16 protein-coding genes and 1 pseudogene are annotated in these 16875 nt (G+C 60.6%); 10 read left to right on the top strand and 7 right to left on the bottom strand.

The genetic code is table 11. The features are described 5' to 3' along the window. Positions 1 to 26: 26 nt before the first annotated feature. The 5 genes and pseudogenes from O4G74_RS15225 (at position 27) to O4G74_RS15205 (ending at position 5559) form a co-directional block, all read left to right on the top strand. On the top strand, positions 27 to 1100 hold the full coding sequence (locus tag O4G74_RS15225) for a DUF3137 domain-containing protein (RefSeq protein ID WP_269403407.1): 1074 nt from the start codon (positions 27 to 29) through the stop codon (positions 1098 to 1100). Positions 1101 to 1225: 125 nt separating this feature from the next. Continuing rightward, positions 1226 to 2758, top strand: coding sequence for an exopolysaccharide biosynthesis polyprenyl glycosylphosphotransferase (locus tag O4G74_RS15220; protein WP_269403406.1), 1533 nt, complete (start codon positions 1226 to 1228; stop codon positions 2756 to 2758). A 1-nt stretch (position 2759) separates the two neighbouring features. Then, positions 2760 to 3170: pseudogene (locus tag O4G74_RS16490) on the top strand (glycosyltransferase); the annotation flags it as partial. Between the two features lie 572 nt (positions 3171 to 3742). Next, on the top strand, positions 3743 to 4528 hold the full coding sequence (locus O4G74_RS15210) for a polysaccharide deacetylase family protein (protein ID WP_269403404.1): 786 nt from the start codon (positions 3743 to 3745) through the stop codon (positions 4526 to 4528). After that, complete coding sequence (locus O4G74_RS15205) at positions 4525 to 5559, top strand: glycosyltransferase family 2 protein (RefSeq protein ID WP_269403403.1); 1035 nt, start codon at positions 4525 to 4527, stop codon at positions 5557 to 5559. Before O4G74_RS15210 ends, O4G74_RS15205 begins: the two co-directional genes overlap by 4 nt. Here O4G74_RS15205 and O4G74_RS15200 read toward each other — a convergent pair. From O4G74_RS15200 to O4G74_RS15190, 3 genes are all read right to left on the bottom strand, one after another. Then, entirely contained in the window at positions 5476 to 6825 is a 1350-nt protein-coding gene (locus tag O4G74_RS15200) for an O-antigen ligase family protein (RefSeq protein WP_269403402.1), read from the bottom strand. The genes O4G74_RS15205 and O4G74_RS15200 overlap by 84 nt on opposite strands. Next, complete coding sequence (locus O4G74_RS15195) at positions 6794 to 7495, bottom strand: hypothetical protein (protein WP_269403401.1); 702 nt, start codon at positions 7493 to 7495, stop codon at positions 6794 to 6796. The genes O4G74_RS15200 and O4G74_RS15195 overlap by 32 nt, the downstream gene beginning before the upstream one ends. Positions 7496 to 7573: 78 nt before the next feature. Beyond that, positions 7574 to 9085, bottom strand: coding sequence for a GumC family protein (locus O4G74_RS15190; protein ID WP_269403400.1), 1512 nt, complete (start codon positions 9083 to 9085; stop codon positions 7574 to 7576). Between the two features lie 148 nt (positions 9086 to 9233). Between O4G74_RS15190 and O4G74_RS15185 the strand changes: the two genes are divergently transcribed. Then, complete coding sequence (locus tag O4G74_RS15185) at positions 9234 to 9941, top strand: polysaccharide biosynthesis/export family protein (protein ID WP_269403399.1); 708 nt, start codon at positions 9234 to 9236, stop codon at positions 9939 to 9941. A 24-nt stretch (positions 9942 to 9965) separates the two neighbouring features. Here O4G74_RS15185 and O4G74_RS15180 read toward each other — a convergent pair whose 3' ends face one another. After that, a complete protein-coding gene (locus tag O4G74_RS15180) occupies positions 9966 to 10241 on the bottom strand; it encodes a sel1 repeat family protein (protein WP_119378466.1) in 276 nt (91 codons plus the stop codon). 327 nt (positions 10242 to 10568) lie between these two features. On the opposite strand from O4G74_RS15180, the gene O4G74_RS15175 reads away from it, so the two are divergent. The 3 genes from O4G74_RS15175 to O4G74_RS15165 all read left to right on the top strand — a co-directional run bounded on the left by O4G74_RS15175 (position 10569) and on the right by O4G74_RS15165 (position 13537). Beyond that, complete coding sequence (locus tag O4G74_RS15175) at positions 10569 to 11510, top strand: isopenicillin N synthase family dioxygenase (RefSeq protein ID WP_269403398.1); 942 nt, start codon at positions 10569 to 10571, stop codon at positions 11508 to 11510. A gap of 100 nt (positions 11511 to 11610) precedes the next feature. Beyond that, positions 11611 to 12627, top strand: coding sequence for an amidohydrolase family protein (locus O4G74_RS15170; RefSeq protein ID WP_269403397.1), 1017 nt, complete (start codon positions 11611 to 11613; stop codon positions 12625 to 12627). 10 nt (positions 12628 to 12637) lie between these two features. Further along, positions 12638 to 13537: a crotonase/enoyl-CoA hydratase family protein gene (locus O4G74_RS15165; protein WP_269403396.1), complete on the top strand. Its 900-nt coding sequence runs from the start codon at positions 12638 to 12640 to the stop codon at positions 13535 to 13537. Positions 13538 to 13632: 95 nt separating this feature from the next. On the opposite strand, the gene O4G74_RS15160 is transcribed toward O4G74_RS15165, so the two are convergent. The 3 genes from O4G74_RS15160 to O4G74_RS15150 are packed head-to-tail and all read right to left on the bottom strand — an operon-like array spanning position 13633 to position 16055. Next, on the bottom strand, positions 13633 to 14250 hold the full coding sequence (locus O4G74_RS15160; protein ID WP_269403395.1) for a GNAT family N-acetyltransferase: 618 nt from the start codon (positions 14248 to 14250) through the stop codon (positions 13633 to 13635). A gap of 9 nt (positions 14251 to 14259) precedes the next feature. Beyond that, positions 14260 to 15123 (bottom strand): ribokinase, encoded by an 864-nt coding sequence (locus O4G74_RS15155; RefSeq protein WP_269403394.1) that lies wholly within the window; start codon positions 15121 to 15123, stop codon positions 14260 to 14262. Further along, complete coding sequence (locus O4G74_RS15150; protein WP_269403393.1) at positions 15120 to 16055, bottom strand: nucleoside hydrolase; 936 nt, start codon at positions 16053 to 16055, stop codon at positions 15120 to 15122. Before O4G74_RS15150 ends, O4G74_RS15155 begins: the two co-directional genes overlap by 4 nt. Positions 16056 to 16159: 104 nt before the next feature. On the opposite strand from O4G74_RS15150, the gene O4G74_RS15145 reads away from it, so the two are divergent. Next, the gene (locus O4G74_RS15145; protein WP_269403392.1) at positions 16160 to 16867 is read left to right on the top strand and encodes a dienelactone hydrolase family protein; all 708 of its coding nucleotides are present in this window, start codon (positions 16160 to 16162) and stop codon (positions 16865 to 16867) included. Positions 16868 to 16875: the final 8 nt, after the last annotated feature.

Below are 16875 nucleotides of genomic sequence, written 5' to 3'. Positions count from 1 at the left end.
GTCCAGTGAGGGCAATGGGGGAATAGATGTCGAAATCGATGACGCTGGAGGATCACTTCGCGCGGCTTCATCCTGTCCGCCCGGAGCATGATGCCGCCCGCTTACTCTGGCAGGATCGTCTCGCGCCCCGGTTGTCCGAAATGGAAGAAGAGCGCAAGGCCGTCATCAAGCGGGCGACCATGCACACGGTTGCGACAGCGGCCTTCATTGTGGCGCTGGTCTTTGCGGCCATTATCGCCTTCGGGTTCGAGGCGATCTTTCCATTCGGCATTTTCGCAGGCATCGTCGCCACTTTCATCGCCTGCGCGGCCGTCTGGATGCCCGTCTTCAGCATGAAGTCGCAGACCAAGCAGCTGGTCGTGGGCGCGGCGTGCGAGCCATTCGGCTTTACCTATCAGACGCTGCATCAGGACTTTTCGGGCGTGAGCAGCCTGCGCAGCCTTGGCACATGGGTCAGCGCCAACCGGTCGACCGTTTTCTCGAAGGGTGATGAGCCCCCGACACCGGCTTTCGAGCGGCTTAAGGCTGTCGGCCTGATGCCGAGCTATGATACGCGCAAATTCGAGGACCTGATCGAAGGCGTGCGCGCAAATGCAGCCTTCACGATGGTTGAGTGCAAGCTTACCGAGCAACAGGGATCGGGCAAGAACCGGCGCACGGTGACCAAATTCCAGGGCCTGCTGCTCAACATTGAATATCCAGACCGCTTCCTTGGACGAACGCTGCTTGCGCGGGATGGCTGGTGGAGCTGGGGCCGCAAGAACGGCATGCAACAGGTCCAGCTTGTATCGAAAGAGCTTGAAGACGCCTTTACGGTCTACTCAACAGACCAGGTGGAGGCGCGCACCCTGCTGACGCCTGACCGGATGGAGCGCCTCATCGCGCTGGAGCGCCATTTCAAGGGCTCAAAACTCCGCGGCGTGTTCGAGGAAGGCCATCTGACGATTGCGCTGGAGGCGGACAACCAGTTCGAGGCTGGCTCTATCTTCAAACCGCTCATCGACCCGGCGCGCTATGTCGAAACGCTGACCGAAATCGGCCTGATCTGCGACCTGATCGACGGCTTCCTGACGCGCGACTGGTACAAGGACAAGATCTGAGCACGGCCAGATCCAGCACCGGGCTGCGCACGCCTGACCAGTTTAGTTGAAATTTGAAACATGCCACAAAGGCAATATTGATGCTGTTCTGGCAGTAATGCTCTCAGTTGCATGAGACCGAGGCGATGGCTGAAGGACTATCCAGACTGGCCGAACCGGCCAACAGCAATCGACCTGATGAAGCGGCTCACCTCGTTTCAACGGCGACGACGTCACCGGCTGACCTATCAGCAGGGGCGCGGCGCATTCAGCAACGCCATCATCCGATCAATCGCGAACTGCTGCGCGCCGCCCTCAAGATCGTCGATTTTGCCGGCGCGGCCTTTATCGCCTGGTTCACGCTTTACCTTACCGGCCACAGCGTTCTCTACTCGCCAGTCAATCTGGTCCTGCCATTTGCCCTTATGCCGTTTGCGCTGCGCTGGGGCCTGAAGGCGAGCGAGTCCTATGCGCTGTCCTATGCGCGGCCTGTGACGGAACACATGATCCGTGCTGCGATTGGCGCCGGGTACGGTCTGGCAGCGCTGTGTGCGGCAACCGCCATCTTCTATGGTGAGGCGCATACGCGCTGGGTGATGGGATCTGCGTACCTTACCTTTTGCGCCAGCATTGGCATCCACGCCCACTTCATCGTCCTGTTCAAGATCCTTACCCGTAATGGCGCCCTCTCGGAGAATGTTGTGCTGGTGGGCGCGACCCCGAATGCGCAGCGCCTCCTCTCCCGAAATGACGAGACGCGTGAGCTGAACATTGTCGGTGTCTTCGATGACAGACTTTCACGTGCGCCAAAGACCATGGAGGGTGTACCCGTGCTTGGACGGCTGGACGATCTCATGAACTGGGACCGCCTGCCTGATATCGACCGCATTGTCGTGACCGTGACATCGGATGCGCGCCACCGTGTTCGTGAGCTTATCGACCGGCTCCGCGTGTTGCCGCAACGCGTCGTCCTTCTGCTCGATCTTGAGGGCTTCGACCCGGAAACCGAAAGCCTTGCCGAGATTGCACGGTCGCCTGCTGCATATGTCTCCGGCGCGCCGGACGACAATCGCCGGGCAACCGTGAAGCGCGCTGCAGATATCGTGTTTGCGAGCCTCATGCTGGTCGCGTTCAGCCCGATCCTTCTGATCACCGCCATCGCCGTGAAGCTGGAGAGCCCAGGGCCGATCCTGTTCCGCCAGCGCCGCCAAGGCTTCAACAATCAGGTCATCCGAGTCTGGAAATTCCGTTCGATGCGCCACGACCCGGACGCCGAAGAGAAGATGTCCCAACAGACGCTGAGTGATGATGAGCGGGTGACGCGTGTCGGCAGACTTATCCGGGCGACATCTCTCGATGAGCTACCGCAGCTGATCAATGTGCTGCGGGGAGAGATGTCGATTGTCGGCCCACGTCCGCACGCGATCGGTATGACGGCAGAAAATGACGAGGTTCAGGGCATTGTCGGCGACTATGCGCACCGCCACCGGGTAAAGCCGGGCATTACAGGCTGGGCGCAGGTCAATGGATCGCGCGGCCCCGTTCATACGCGCGAGGAAGTGCGAGAACGCATCCGCCTCGATATGGAATATGTGAACCGCGCCTCTTTCTGGTTCGACGTGTTCATCATGGTGATCACCGCGCCTTGCCTGCTCGGCGATTTCAAACGCCAGCGCTAGCATGACAGGTCAAGATGCCATGACCCCGGCGGGGGAGCACACCAGACAGGCGGGCGTTCGCAACGATGAAGAGAACTGGTCGAACGGCAAGCCGGGAGACGCCGCTATCACGGTTTGCGTTCCCTGCTACCGCGATGATGCTTCGGCACTAATCGCAGACCTCTCACAGGCAAAAGGCGCGGCCCGCGTCGCGGTGTTGGTCTACGACGATGGCAGCGGCGACCCGCAGCTGACCGCCAGACTGAAACCATTTCTGGAAGCCTATCCGGGACCGGCACGCCTTGTGACGGCCTCCGTCAATCATGGCCGCGCTCATGCGCGAAACCGGCTGCACCACCTTAGTAAAAGCCACTGGATCCTTTTTCTCGACGCCGACATGAAGCCAGACGATCCGAAATTCCTGGCGCGCTACCTGACGGCCGTTGAAGACTGCGATGGCCCGGCCCTCATCGCGGGCGGTTTCAGTCTCCAGCATGCCAAAGTCAGCGCGCAAACGCGACTGCATGCCGCTCAATCGCTCGCTTCGGAATGTCTGGCAGCGGCCGAGCGGCGCAAAGAGCCCGGACGCTATGTTTTCACGTCCAACATCCTCGTCCATCGCCGCGTGCTGTCCGAGGTCCCTTTCGATGACGGCTTCAAGGGTTGGGGCTGGGAGGATGTCGATTGGGGGCTGAATGTCGCGAAGGCGTTCCCTGTCCGGCACATCGACAATACGGCAACGCACCTCGGACTGGACGATGCGGCAACGTTGCTTCGCAAATTTGGCAGCTCAGGACAAAATTTCGCTCGGCTAACACAGCGCCATCCGGACGCTGTAAAATCGATGCCGCTATACCGAATGGCCCGCAAATTCAGAAACTTACCGGCCCGCCGTCCACTGCAGGGTCTTGCGCGCTTTGGCGCGCGATCAGCGATGCTTCCCGATGGCGTGCGACTTGCATGCTTGAAGACCTATCGGGCGCTGGCATATTCGAGGGAGATATAATGACCGCAGCCACGCTTTCCGCCTATCAGCCATCCGACTCGCTTCTGGCGAAAGTCCGTCGGCGTGCCGCACGATGGCACCGGGCGCGCCCCCTTGGTGCAGCGCCGCGGCGCACCCGTATCTGCTTCACCTTCGATGACTTTCCAAAATCAGCCGCCGACACCGGCGCCGAGATCCTGGACGAAGTCGGCGCGAAGGGTTGTTACTATGCCTGCACGGGCATGGCAGGCACGAGCAACCATCTTGGCGACCTGTTCGACGAGCGCGACCTGAAGGCGCTGACCGCCGCCGGTCACGAGATCGGCGCGCATACGCAGACGCACCTGGACTGCAGCCAGGCGCCCGCGTCCATCGTACTGGCTGATATTGATGCAAATCTTCGCAATCTTGTCTCGATGGGACACAATGAGATTGTTCGCCAGTTTGCCTGGCCGTACGGTGAAACCCGTGCGGAATTGAAGCCGCGCCTCGCCACCCGCTTTGACGCCGTGCGCGGCATCCATGCAGGCGTGAATGTGAAAGGGTCTGACCTGATGCAGCTAACCGCTCTGGAACTTGATGCTGACGAGAGCAGCATTGAGCGCGCAGCGGCGGTCATAGAAGCGTCCGCACATAATCCATCCTGGATCTTCGTGTTCACACACGACGTCCGGAAAAATCATAGCCGCTGGGGCACCTCCCCTGAGCACTTCCGCCGGATTGTTCGGCTCGCCCGGGACACCGATGCGCGCCTGCAAACACCGTCTGATGCGCTCGATGCGATCATCGCCCGGGATAAAAATTGACCGGCGATGTCCTCACGATTGTCATACCTACCTATAATCGGCCGGACAGTCTGCGCCGGGCCGTGGAGAGTCTGTTCTGGCAAAGGGCTGCGCGCTCTGGCTTCAGGCTGATTGTCGCCGATAATTCGGTCGATGCGACGGCGCGCCTGACTTTCGATACGCTTGCCGAACAGGCGCCAGACACGATCTCTCTAACCTATCTGCACGTTCCGGAAGCAGGCGTCGCGAATGCGCGCAATGCCGCGATGAAAAAACTCGAAACGCCGCTGATCGCATTTCTGGACGATGACCAGGCAGCGCCGACGCACTGGATCGAAGAGCTTCTCGCGGCCTACAAGACGTTCGGCGCTGCGGTGACATTCGGCCCCGTGCAGACAGTGTTGCCGGACGATATCACCAAGCATCGCGCCTATTATGAGAACTTCTTTGCGCGCGAGCCCAATCTCTCACCCGGCTATATCGACAAGCCATTCGGGTGCGGCAACTGCCTGATCGATGCGCGGCAAGTGCCGACAAAGGGACCATGGTTCGACGCGCGAATGAATGAAGTTGGCGGCGAGGACGATCTTCTCTTCCAACGGATCCGCGCAAATAGTGGAAAGTTCGCCTGGGCGCCGAATGCGCCGGTTTTCGAGTACCCGCTTCGTCAGCGTATTTCGCTATCCTATACGCTACGCCGGGCTTTCGCTTATGGCCAAGGTCCCGTCACGCTGGCGCGCAAACGCCAACCGCCGCGCTACGATCTGCTGGTGTTCTGGGTCATTATTGGTGGCGGGAAATTCGCCCTGCACTCACTGCGCTGGCTGGCTCTTCGCCTGATTGGTCATAAGAAACGCGCTTTCGAAGCCGATCAGGCCGTACGGGGCCTTGGCAAGATCTTTTTCTGGGTCAAGCTACGCTTCTATGGCACCTCGACCGTCACCCAGTTCAGCGGTCAACCCGGCGCCTCATCTGCTACGGGCGACCCGGCCTCCGCTGTGCAGGACACCCGCGCCAGTGTGACCGGGCGCGACAGTCTTGCGCGGCGTTGAATTCGGGACGTAGGCCGGTCGCTTCAGACTTATCGCCGTTTTCGCGGCTATCGCGACATAGGTCACCCAGATGATCGAGTTTTGCTGAAGGGCATTGCTCTCTGACAGGCTGAAAAGCAGGAACTGCCCGGCAACACCTAGTGCAAAAATGCCAAGCCAGTTGTCGATGGACAGCCAAGCCGCCCGCGCGACGAACAGAACATAATTCGCCATGAGAAGCCCGAGCCCGACGAGGCCGACGCTCAAAGCCGTCTCAAGCCATCCATTGTGCGCAGTGGGAACCAGCCATTCCGTAGCCGAGCGCACACGATGGGCCGGCATCGAGTCGAGTTGCCAGAACGCTCCGTACCCATATCCAAGCTGCGGGCGGTCTGCGATCGCACCAGCCAGAACGCTCCAGATATCGGTCCGTCCAGTCAGCGTGGCGTCACGCCCTAGCAGGTTGAGAACGATGCCGGGCTCGATAATCATGATGGCTGTGAAGGCAGAGGACAGGACAATACCAGTCCAAAGACCCGAGATGGTTATGGCCGTCCCCTTCCGGCTGACCCAGCCCGCGAAAAGTATACCAAAGCCCAGTATCAGGCCGAGCAGCGCCGTCTTCGATGTGGAGGCAATGACCAGCGCGCTGCAGAGCAGGACCGCAAAGCCCCAGACCGGACGCCACGGACGGTCCAGGATGAACAGGAATGCGCAGAGAAATGCGGCGCGCGCCATATGACCGCCCAGCGTATTCTTCTCCCACCAGAGCCCCTTCCAGGCGCCCGGGTGAATTTCACTCATGATCGCAAAGCCCGGCGCGACAATGACGGCGCCGAGGGAAACGATTGCCATGAATAGCCACATCGCGCCCATCAGGCGCAGGAGTGTGCGCCAGTCATAGCGTGCGGCGAGATAGAAACCTGCAAGACTCGTTGCGACAACGGCAATCGAGCGGCGCTGTGTCAGAGCCGGGTCGAGCGACCATAGAAAGGAAGCCGCCGTTATCGCTAGCAGCGCAATCAGGAAGGGCATCCGCACCGCAAGCGACACCATTGACTTCACCTTCCAGAGGCAGCCAATCGCGACAAGTCCATAGACCGGCAACCAGAGCAGGCGCAGGAAAGCGCTGCTGTCTGTGTCATACTCAGAGGCAAAAAGCCGAGGCAGAAGGCCTTCGCTGAAGAGGACGAGGCAGATGAAAGCCAGTCCCAGCTCTACCGTCAGTATGACAGTCTGGATCAGCGAGCGCTGATTATCCTGCAAGCCGGTCGGCGAATCTGGCATCGGACCCGATCCTGTTCATGACGACACCGGCGACGTGTCCGCCGTGCGCTTCAATCGCCTCGCGCAGACCCATGACCTCATCGGCGCCAGTGGAATCTGCTTCGAGGACGATGAAGACCCCATCCATCTGTCCGGCCACGGCAAGCCCGGCTTGCGAGCGCGATAGCGAAGGCGCATCGACGATCACGAGACCGGCGGCGCGCCGAACCTGCTGCCACCAGTCTGGTCGGGCGTGAAGCTGTACGCTCTGTCCCCTGCGGACTCCCTCGTTTCGGAAACGTGTCACGAAAAGACGCGAGCCCTGAATAGGGTGAACGGAGAGCAGGCTCTTCTGCTGGCTTTCCTGACGACTGCCAGACAAAGCCGGGGACACCGAATAGATCGGGGCTGTACGAAGCGATCCGTCAAAGGCCCGGCCCGGTTTTCCTACATCGCGGGCAAAGCCCTTCTGGAATGCCCTGAACATGGCATTCTGCCGCAATCCCAGATCGACAAGCCAGGTCGGTCGCGATGACTGGGCTGCGCAGCGAAGCGCCACCGATGCGGCAACGCTGCTGGTACCTTCTTCCTGTCTTGCGGAGATGAACATGACGCAGCGGGCACCCGTATCCGGCGACACCCGCGCCACGGCCTTGCAGACCGGGTCCATCTTTCTGCGCAAATCTTTCATGGCATCCAATTCCCTGTTGAATCGGGCCTATCATGCGGTTGGTTAACGGTTTTCTTAATGTTGATCGCGGCCGTTCCGTCAGACAGCTTTGAGCGACCCGACGACCTTCAGGCCGGTCGTGCGTTCTACTGACCGTGCGGTTGCAAAGCCAGGGCGCGTCAGAGCCCATAACAGGCCTGCCATGAGAGCCGTGAAACCTGCGAACAGGATGCTGAGCGCGGCCACCACCATTTTGAGGCTCTTGCCTTTTACCGGCACACTTGCCGGCTCAAGCACGCGCACACTGTCCGCTGTCTGACCGGAGATCTCGGAAAGGGCACGCTCCTCGACCTCGCGGACCGAGAAGTTCTCGACGTTTCTCTCCATCAGGGCCTTGCGGCGCTGCAGCTCCTGCCATTCCGGGGCCAGGTCGTTCAGACGGCTGAGGCGTCCTTCGACTCTGGCGAGCTGGCGATTGAGTTCCGCTTGCTGCAGCGCGAGCGATTGCTGCTCTGCCTGCAGGGACGAGGCCGATTGCTCGATGGTCTGGTAGACGGGATTGGGGCCGCGCCGGGTCGTGCCGGAAAGGCCGTCGCGCGATGAAAGATAATTCTCGACCTGCGCGATACGCCGGTCGATCGCCTGCACGCGCTGGGACTGTTCAGTGTAGCGCGACAACAGATCTTCGCGCTCAATACGAAGCTGCATCAGCGTCTGGGCGGAGTTGTCCTCGACATAAAGGTCCTGCTGCGGGTTGAGACGCGCGAGTTGCTGGTTATAGATGTCGAGCTGTCCATCGACGGCACTTGCCCGCGACTGCGTGGTCAGAAGCTCCGATGAGACAGTCGAGTAGAGCTGCTGGGCCGTTGCCCGCTCACTTTCAAAGTCACCAATATTGTTGCGGCGAAGGAAGTCACGGATGTCCTCTTCGACATCAAGCAGCTGAGCTTCGAACTTCACGCGCTGTTCCTGCAAGCTGGCCGAGCCATTGCTGGAGAACACTTCGCTGCGATAGTCGAGATAGCTATTGATCCAGTAATTGAGCAAGTCAGCGGATAGCGCGGCATCTTTGTGCTCAAGCGCCGTGCTGATGACCGGTGTCTTGGGCGCCGTACCGGAGCTGAAGTCTTTCTGCAGGCCGAGCACCCCCTTGCGGAATGTCTGCTCTTCAATCGCGGCATGTTCCGATGGTGGGCTGGCGGCGATCTTGTCGTCGCGCGCATCGGCAAGTTTAGGGAAAACCCGGTCGATACCGAACTCGGTCAGGACTCGCTCTGCGATGACGGGGCTGCGTAAAACTTCGAGTTCCGCCTGGATCAGAAGCTCTTCTTCCGGCGCAACACCCTGAAGTTCACCGCCGACGCGAGGCCGGTAGACATTCTCGTCGCCGATGCGGACGAAAAGGCGCGAGGTTGCCTCGTACGATTTCGGCATCTGGAAGGCGACAAGCAACCCGATGAGGAAGATCGGAATGAAGACGAAGATCATCAGCCACTTGGCTCGCCAGAGCTGCAGGATGAGTTCAGTCGGGCCAATGCGGGGGCGTGAGCGAACAGGCATGGCACCGCCCTGCTGCGGTTGTCTCGCTCCCCATTCGGCTGAATTCGACATAGACGGTCATCCCTGAAGGTGTCCGGGAGCAAATCAAACGCAAACCCCCTTACTTGGCTTCTTCAGGCACGTGGCTTGATAATTCCTTAAACATTAACGTTGAGCCTCAGACTGTACACAATTTGCAAAGAGATCGTGAGCCAGCATCATGCGAAGTCTTCTCGCCGCATCTGCTCTTGTCCTCGGTGCCTGCCAGTCAGTCACGCCGACGCCTTCGGAGTATTTTCCAGTCGCCGAATGGCGGCATGAGGATGGCCGCGACCAGCCTTACCTGCTTGCTCCGGGCGATACGGTGTCCATCGTTTTCAACTCCGTGCCAGAGCTCAATCGGGATATCAAAATCGCCCCTGACGGGTCGCTTACCCTGCCTTATGTGGGCACGGTACAGGCCTCCGCGCGCACGCCAGCAGAGATTCAAGCCGAACTCGTGCAGGCTTATGCGGGTGAACTGCGATACCCCGACGTCGACGTCATTCCGATGGAGTTCGACAGTCAGAAGATCTTCGTAGGCGGTGAGGTACAGGCGCCAGGCATGCTTGATCTGCCAGGCCAGATCGATCCGCTGCAGGCAGTCATCATGGCGGGCGGCTTTACGCCCGGCGCCCAGCCAACTCAGGTGGCGCTGATGCGTCGAATGCCGGGCGGCGAGGTCATGACGGCTGTCATTGATATCCGCGCCGGGCTGAATGATCCAAGGCTTGCGGACTTTACGCCGCTTCGCCGTTTTGACGTGGTCTACGTGCCACGCTCGGCAATCGCTGAAGAAAATCTCTTCATGGAGCAGTGGTTCCGCTCTGCCCTGCCGATTGACTTCTCACTGTATTATGATCTCGCGGGCGATTTTCGCGGGCGCTAGGTCAGGCCCGCCTGCCGCGCGAAATCAGTTCATCAGCTGAAGCCAGTCACGTGCAGATTTGAGCGCCTGCTTGATCTCTTCACTCGAGAGCATGTCAGACATCTGCTGGCGGTATTCCTTGGCCTCTTCCGAGCCCTTGAGCACAGCGAGATTGAACCATTTGTGCGCAGCGACCATGTCGGCATCGACGCCCACACCGGTTGAGTAGGCAAGGCCAACCTTGCAGAGTTCTTCGGCCGTCGCGTGTTCGCTGAGACCAGTTTCAGGGGCGACATCCATCGCCATTTCTGAATACGGCATTGTCTTCTTCCTTTAACCCAAAACCCGTCGGTGTGCGGCTGTCTTTGCGTCCGCTTGGCCGATGGGCTTTTGTCCATCCGTCACGTCTTGTGACAGGGAAGAGGTTGCGCTCAGGGGTTTGCCACATGGTTAACAGGATCGGCCTGAAAGCGCGTCTGTGTTAACGATAGGCGGGCCAATCTTTACACTTGGCGAAATTCTGGCTGCAGAGGCGCTGTTGCGGCAGACTTTGCCGAGGGCCGCAGCTTGGCTAATGGCAAACGGACGCATTGGCGCAAAGGCCGCCGCGCGATAGAAATCCGGCCAGGAACAGACAAGGCAGACGCAATGAGCAACCTTTTCGAACCGATCCCCTACAGCCTCTGGAGAGAGGACAAGCAGGCCTTCGCCAGACGGCTCGGCAGCTCTTTCCGTGAGACCGGCTTCGCCGTGATCACCGGACACCCGGTCAACCAGACCATCATCGACGGGGCAAATGACGCGGCGAAGGCCTTCTTCGCACTCTCCGGCGAGGCCAAGGAAAAGTATCACGATGCAGAAGGCGGCCGCCAGCGTGGCTATACGCCGTTCGGCACGGAGAACGCCAAGGGGCAGAAAGCCGCCGACCTCAAGGAATTCTGGCATACGGGCCGCAAGCTGCCCGCAGACTCGAAATACCGCGCGACGATGAAGGACACGCCTGTTGTCGACGAGGTGCCGGAGTTCGACGCCGCGACCTATGCCTTCTACACCGAGATGGACGAGTTTGGCCGCGACCTGCTGCGCGCCGTCGCCTTGCACCTGGAGCTGCCGGAAGACTGGTTCGACGACAAGGTCGAGAGCGGCAACTCCATCCTCCGCCTGCTTCACTATCCGCCGCAGGAAAACCCACCGCCAAAGGGCACGGTTCGCGCCGCCGCGCATGAGGACATCAACGTCATCACGCTTCTGCTGGGTGCTGAAGAGGCAGGCCTTGAAGTCCTGCATCGCTCTGGCGACTGGCTTTCCGTGAACCCGCCAGCTGGCTCTCTCGTCATCAATTGCGGAGACATGCTGCAACGCCTGACGGGCGGCGTCCTGCCGTCCACTACGCACCGTGTCGTGAACCCGGAGCCGGAACGCGCCAAATTCCCACGTTATTCCACGCCCTTCTTCCTGCACTTCAATCAGGACTTCCTGATCGAGCAGCTGCCGCAATGCCTCGAAGAAGGTGGCAAGACACAGCCGCCGATCACGGCGCAGGACTATCTGATGGAGCGTCTGCGCGAGATTGGGCTGGTAAAGGCGTAAAGTTTTCTGGCTGCGTCCTTGCCGCCGCGTCCGGCTTGCAAGACGACATCATAGCGACTGAACTACTCCCAAGGCCCAGCAGAGGCAAAAGGGAGTAGACATGTTCGACAATGACGACTGGCTGAACAAGCACCGTGAGGAGGTCATCGACCCGACCCGCGAGATTGTGGACCCGCATCATCATCTCTGGCGCAAAAGCCACCCGGTTATCCGGTACGACCTCAAGGAATTGTGGTCGGACACCGATGATGGTCACAACGTTACTCAAACCGTATTCATGGAATGCGGCTCATCCTATCGCGATGATGGACCAGAGCATATGAGGCCGGTTGGCGAGACCGAATACATCGCCGAAGCCGCTGCGCTGTCGGATGCCGTACCTGCCAGGGCGAGCATTGCTGCCCTCGTCGCGCATGCTGATCTTCGTCTGCCGATCGAGACGCTGGACGAAGTTCTGGATGCCCATATCGAGGCGTCGCAAGGGCTTTTTCGCGGGATCCGGCACTCAGGTCCGTTCGACAAGGCTGGCGCTGGCTTCCGCATTCCTCCGCGCGCGCCAGAAGGTCTCTACAAGGATGAAGCTTTCAGGCGCGGCGTCGCGCATCTCGGCCAGCGCGGCTTTACCTATGACACTTGGAACTATCACCACCAGATCCTCGACTTCCGCGATCTCGCCGCCGCGATCCCGGACACGGTGATGATCCTCGACCATTTCGGCACGCCACTGGGTGTCGGGCCGTACGCGGGCAAGCGCGAGGACAATTTCGAGAAATGGAAAGACGATATCGCGGCCGTCGCCGAGCAGAAGAACGTCTTCGCCAAGCTTGGAGGGCTGGCTATGCCGGACAATGGATTCGGCTGGCATGAACGGGATCTCCCGCCCTCATCCGACGAGGTCGTCAACGCGCAGGCGAAATACTATCACCACGCCATTTCATGCTTTGGCGCAGACCGCTGCATGTTCGAAAGCAACTTCCCCGTCGACCGGCTCTCGCTCAGCTACCGGGTCTACTGGAACGCCATGAAGAAGATCGCCGCCGACTATTCGGAACTGGAGCAGCAGGCCATGTTCAGCCGCGTGGCACGGCAGGTCTATCGCATCGATCCACCACTATAGGAGGCCCTCCGTGTTCGAAGAAATCCTGTACGAGGTCGAGAATGGCCGCGCGCGCATCACACTGAACCGGCCAGACAAGCTGAACGCGCTGACGCTGAACATGCAGGCTGAAATGTCAGAAGCGCTCTGGCAGGCGGACAATGACCGGGCGGTGCATTGCGTCATCATAAAGGGCGCGGGGAGAGGCTTTTCGGCAGGGTACGACCTTGCCGGCTCTGACAGCGTGCCGATTTCTCGCCTCGACGCCGATACGAGCAACAAGCGCGGCGGACGCTCTGTCGATGACGATATCTGGCAGCTAGAGCGCGCGCAGCGCTATCGCATGGCGATCTTTGACATGCACAAACCTGCCATTGCGCAGGTCCACGGCCCTTGCGTGGCAGGCGGGACTGATATCGCGCTTCTCTGCGACATGGTGATCATTGCCGATGATGCGATGGTGTCCTTCCCGGCAGGGCGAAACCTTGGCGCACTGCCGAACCAGATGTGGCTCTACAATGTCGGACCGCAATGGACCAAACGCCTTATGCTGACCGGCGACAGCATAACCGGCACGGAAGCTGCGCAGCTTGGTTTTGCGATGAAAGCTGTGCCTGCTGATATGCTTGAGGCAGAAGTCGAAGGCCTCGCCGACCGAATGGCGCACATTGATGCTGACATCCTTGCCGCCAACAAGCGGGCCGTGAACCTAGGCATGGAGCTCATGGGCGCCCGCACGATGCAGCGCCTCGCCGTGGAGAATGACGTACGCGGTCACCAGGCGGCCTCAGCCCATGCCTTCGTGAAACGGGTTGGCGAAGCAGGCCTACGAGACGCCTTGCGCGAACGCGACGCGCCGTTCGGTGACGGCCGCGCCCGCGTGAACGGGCCTGAGGTGCGCGACACTGAAGGGAATCTGATTGAGGACTAGCCCACCCCGACCCTCCCCAAAAGGGAGGGAGAAGAGGCATAAGTCCTTCGAGGATATCGTCCCCTCCCCATTCATGGGGAGGGTTCGGGTGGGGCCTACCCGGCCTGCCCCGCCAGCCAGTCATCGCGCATGATTTCCCAGACCTGCGACTGGCGGATGGTGCCGTCTGGGCGTTGGCTCTCTATATCGCCGCGATGGACAAAACCGGTGCGCTGAAACAGCTTCTGTATACGGACATTGTCGGACGCAGTCGTGTTGCAGATGAGGTCGAGGCCCAGCGTTTTGAACATCCAGGTGAAGGTCGTGATCATGCCAGCGCCCCCCTGCCCCTTGCTCTGGAGGTCAGGCCGCATTGCGCCCGCAAGTTCGCCAGCGCCCCATTGCGGCCAGACGCACAGCTCGGAATAGCCAGACAGGACGCCGGCCTCATCGAAGTTGAGCGACAAGAGGCCTTCGCCCCTCTCCCGCGCAGCCTTCATACTGGTGATATATTTCGCGACAGCTGCTTCGGTCAGGGGCCGGGGCAGGCTGTAGATCCAGCGGTTCACTTCTGGAAAGGCGAACAGCTCCGTCAGGGCGGCGGCATCCTCAGATGTTGCCAGCCTGCTCGTGGCAGCAGTGCTGGGTAATTCGCGCGTGCCACGAACAGCAGCCCGGATGTCAGCTTCGCGCGCTGCTCCGACCTCAATCCGCGTCCATGGAAACTGGCCCATCCGCCGCTCTCAGTCCTGCTCTTCCAGAAACGCGCCCACCTCTTCGCGCCAGGGCAGGCTCGGCTGCGCGCCGGGTTTGGTGACAGCCAGCGCAGACGCGGCGGACGCAAAGCGAAGCGCTTCGCCTTCCTCGCGCCCCTCGGCAAGTGCGAGCACGAGCGCGCAGCAGAACGTGTCGCCAGCCCCGGTTGTGTCGATGACGGGTACGGTGAAGGCCGGTGCGCGCGCGATCTCCTTGCCGGCGCGGTAAAGAACAGCACCCTGCCCCCCAAGCGTCAGCGCGACCATGCCTTCGCCGCGGTGGATGCCTTCGCCATAAAAAGCAGCCTCGCCCTCATTGACGACAAGGAGGTCAGTCTTTTCGAGGAGTTCAACAGGAACCGGCGCAGCAGGCGCGAGATTCACAGCAAAAAGGCGGCTCTTCGCACGCATGGCCGCGAGGACGCATGCGGTCGGCACTTCAAGCTGGCAGAGAATGGCATCCGGCGCGCCGTCGATCTTCACATCATCTGGAGTGAGGTTTCTATTGGCGCCGCTCGCCACCACGATCTGGTTCTCACCTGCCTTGTCGACGGCGATGAGGGCGACGCCGGTCTGTTCTTCCGTATCGCCGACGATGCCAGATAAGTCGACGCCGTCTGCCTTTAGCAAGGCGAGGGCAGCGTCACGGTTCGGGCCTTCGCCTGTGCGCGCGATCATGGAAACATCAGCGCCGAGGCGGCGCGCTGCCAGGGCCTGGTTTGCGCCTTTGCCGCCGGGATGCTGAGCGAAGGTGGCCCCCGTGACTGTTTCGCCTGCGATGGGCAGTTTTTCAGCCGTTGCGACAAGGTCGAGATTGACGGAACCGACAACTGTGATACGGGGGCGCGTCATTGAGGATATCTTCCAAGCTGGCCGAGCAGTTCTGCGAAGGCGCCTTCGGCATCGACGCCAGTGTACCATTCGACATGCCCGTCTTCGCGATATTCCGGCACGGTTTTGCCGAAGCGCTCGCCTTCCTCGGTGACGACGGATACGCGCGCCTTGCGCCCCGTGAAGAGATCTGGCCGTAGCAGCGTCAGAATGGTGGAGGGGTCATGCAGCGGGGCGTTGCGCGACTTGGCGGACTCTTCCAGCTTGTTAGACGCGGCCAGGAGGTCAGCGGCGACGACAGCCTGACGCGACCCAAGGGCGCGCACGCGCTCGACCATCTCATCCTGCGTCAGCAACTGGTGGGTCACATCAAGGCTGAGCACGCGCATCGGAATGCCGGAGCGAAAGACGGCCTGCGCGGCATGGGGGTCCGCGAAGCTGTTGAATTCCGCGTGCGGCGTTATGTTGCCGCCTTCGGTGTCAGCCCCGCCCATGATTACGATTTCAGAGAGGCCTTCGGCAATGTCGGGCGCCATGCTGAGCGCGAGCGCGACATTGGTCATTGGGCCGGTCACGACGAGAGTTACCGGAAAGCCCTTCATGGTACGGAGGGTCTGTATCAGGAAGTTCACGCCGTGCTGACGCGAGGCCCGTCCTTTCGGTTTTGGCAGGTCCAGCCCGCCGAGCCCTGTCGTGCCGTGAAAATCTTCCGCCGTTACCGGATCGCGCACCAGCGGGCGCGGCGCACCGGCGCGCACGGGCAGGCCTGACTGGTTGCCCGCAAGATCGCGGACGATGCGTGCGTTTCGATGGGTGAGCTCACCGCGGACATTGCCCGCAACCGTCGTAATTCCGAGCACATCGATCCGGTCGGTTGCCGCAAAGGCAAGCAGCAACGCGACGGCATCATCGAGCCCCGGGTCGCAATCTATTATGATCTGGCGTTTCCTCATGCCCCCTATTTGTGTCTGTTCCGATCTTCCCGGCAAGGTCTAGCTATCACTCAGAGAAACCCTAAGTGAGGCGGGGACACGTCAAACAAGAAGGAATGAAGCTCATGGCCGTTTCAACGAAATCACTGGACTATGAACAGGCCGGACAGACCTATGAAGGCTTTCTGGCCATGCCTGAAGGCAAGCCGAAAGCTGTGGTCCTCGTCTCCCATGCATGGGGCGGGCAAGACAAGTTTGACCATGACAAGGCCAAGATGCTGGCTGAGTGGGGCTATGCGGGCTTCGCGCTCGACGTTTATGGCAAGGGCAAGCGCGGCTCGACCAAGGAAGAAAGCCAGGCACTCATGGAGCCGCTGGCGTCCAATCGCGGCGAGCTACAGAACCGTCTGAAGTTCAGCCTCGAAGTCGCCAAGAAGGAATCTGGCTGCGATACGGCCGCCGCTATCGGTTTCTGCTTTGGCGGTCTCTGCGTGCTCGACATGGCGCGTGCTGGCATGGATGTAGAGGGCGTAGCGTCCTTCCATGGCATTCTGGGCGCGCCCGGCAACACCGATGGCCACAAGACAAAGGCCAAAGTCCTCGCCCTGCATGGCTGGGATGACCCGATGGCGAAGCCTGAGGATGTCATGGCCTTCTCCAAGGAAATGACCGAAGCTGGCGCCGACTGGCAGCTGCACGCCTTTGGCGGCGTCATGCACGCCTTCACCAACCCGGACGCAAACGATCCGGACTTCGGCACGGTTTACGATCCGGCCGCCGAGCGCCGCAGCTTTGCGATCCTCAAGGACTACCTTGAAGAGCTTTTCGGCTAGGCCAAACA

The sequence above is a fragment of the Henriciella marina genome, assembly GCF_027213945.1.
In the GTDB taxonomy this organism is placed as follows: domain Bacteria; phylum Pseudomonadota; class Alphaproteobacteria; order Caulobacterales; family Hyphomonadaceae; genus Henriciella; species Henriciella marina_A.
The sequence above is the reverse complement of the archived record's forward strand: the minus strand, read 5'-3'. Positions and strand labels throughout refer to the sequence as shown.

Coding starts and splice junctions, on each gene's coding strand:
- O4G74_RS15195 (WP_269403401.1), bottom strand. CDS start 7,495: ATGAAAGATTTGCGCAGAAAGATGGACCCGGTCTGCAAGGCCGTGGCG.
- O4G74_RS15160 (WP_269403395.1), bottom strand. CDS start 14,250: ATGGGCCAGTTTCCATGGACGCGGATTGAGGTCGGAGCAGCGCGCGAA.
- O4G74_RS15200 (WP_269403402.1), bottom strand. CDS start 6,825: ATGCCAGATTCGCCGACCGGCTTGCAGGATAATCAGCGCTCGCTGATC.
- O4G74_RS15220 (WP_269403406.1), top strand. CDS start 1,226: ATGGCTGAAGGACTATCCAGACTGGCCGAACCGGCCAACAGCAATCGA.
- O4G74_RS15190 (WP_269403400.1), bottom strand. CDS start 9,085: ATGTCGAATTCAGCCGAATGGGGAGCGAGACAACCGCAGCAGGGCGGT.
- O4G74_RS15155 (WP_269403394.1), bottom strand. CDS start 15,123: ATGACGCGCCCCCGTATCACAGTTGTCGGTTCCGTCAATCTCGACCTT.
- O4G74_RS15210 (WP_269403404.1), top strand. CDS start 3,743: ATGACCGCAGCCACGCTTTCCGCCTATCAGCCATCCGACTCGCTTCTG.
- O4G74_RS15185 (WP_269403399.1), top strand. CDS start 9,234: ATGCGAAGTCTTCTCGCCGCATCTGCTCTTGTCCTCGGTGCCTGCCAG.
- O4G74_RS15180 (WP_119378466.1), bottom strand. CDS start 10,241: ATGCCGTATTCAGAAATGGCGATGGATGTCGCCCCTGAAACTGGTCTC.
- O4G74_RS15170 (WP_269403397.1), top strand. CDS start 11,611: ATGTTCGACAATGACGACTGGCTGAACAAGCACCGTGAGGAGGTCATC.
- O4G74_RS15145 (WP_269403392.1), top strand. CDS start 16,160: ATGGCCGTTTCAACGAAATCACTGGACTATGAACAGGCCGGACAGACC.
- O4G74_RS15150 (WP_269403393.1), bottom strand. CDS start 16,055: ATGAGGAAACGCCAGATCATAATAGATTGCGACCCGGGGCTCGATGAT.
- O4G74_RS15175 (WP_269403398.1), top strand. CDS start 10,569: ATGAGCAACCTTTTCGAACCGATCCCCTACAGCCTCTGGAGAGAGGAC.
- O4G74_RS15225 (WP_269403407.1), top strand. CDS start 27: ATGTCGAAATCGATGACGCTGGAGGATCACTTCGCGCGGCTTCATCCT.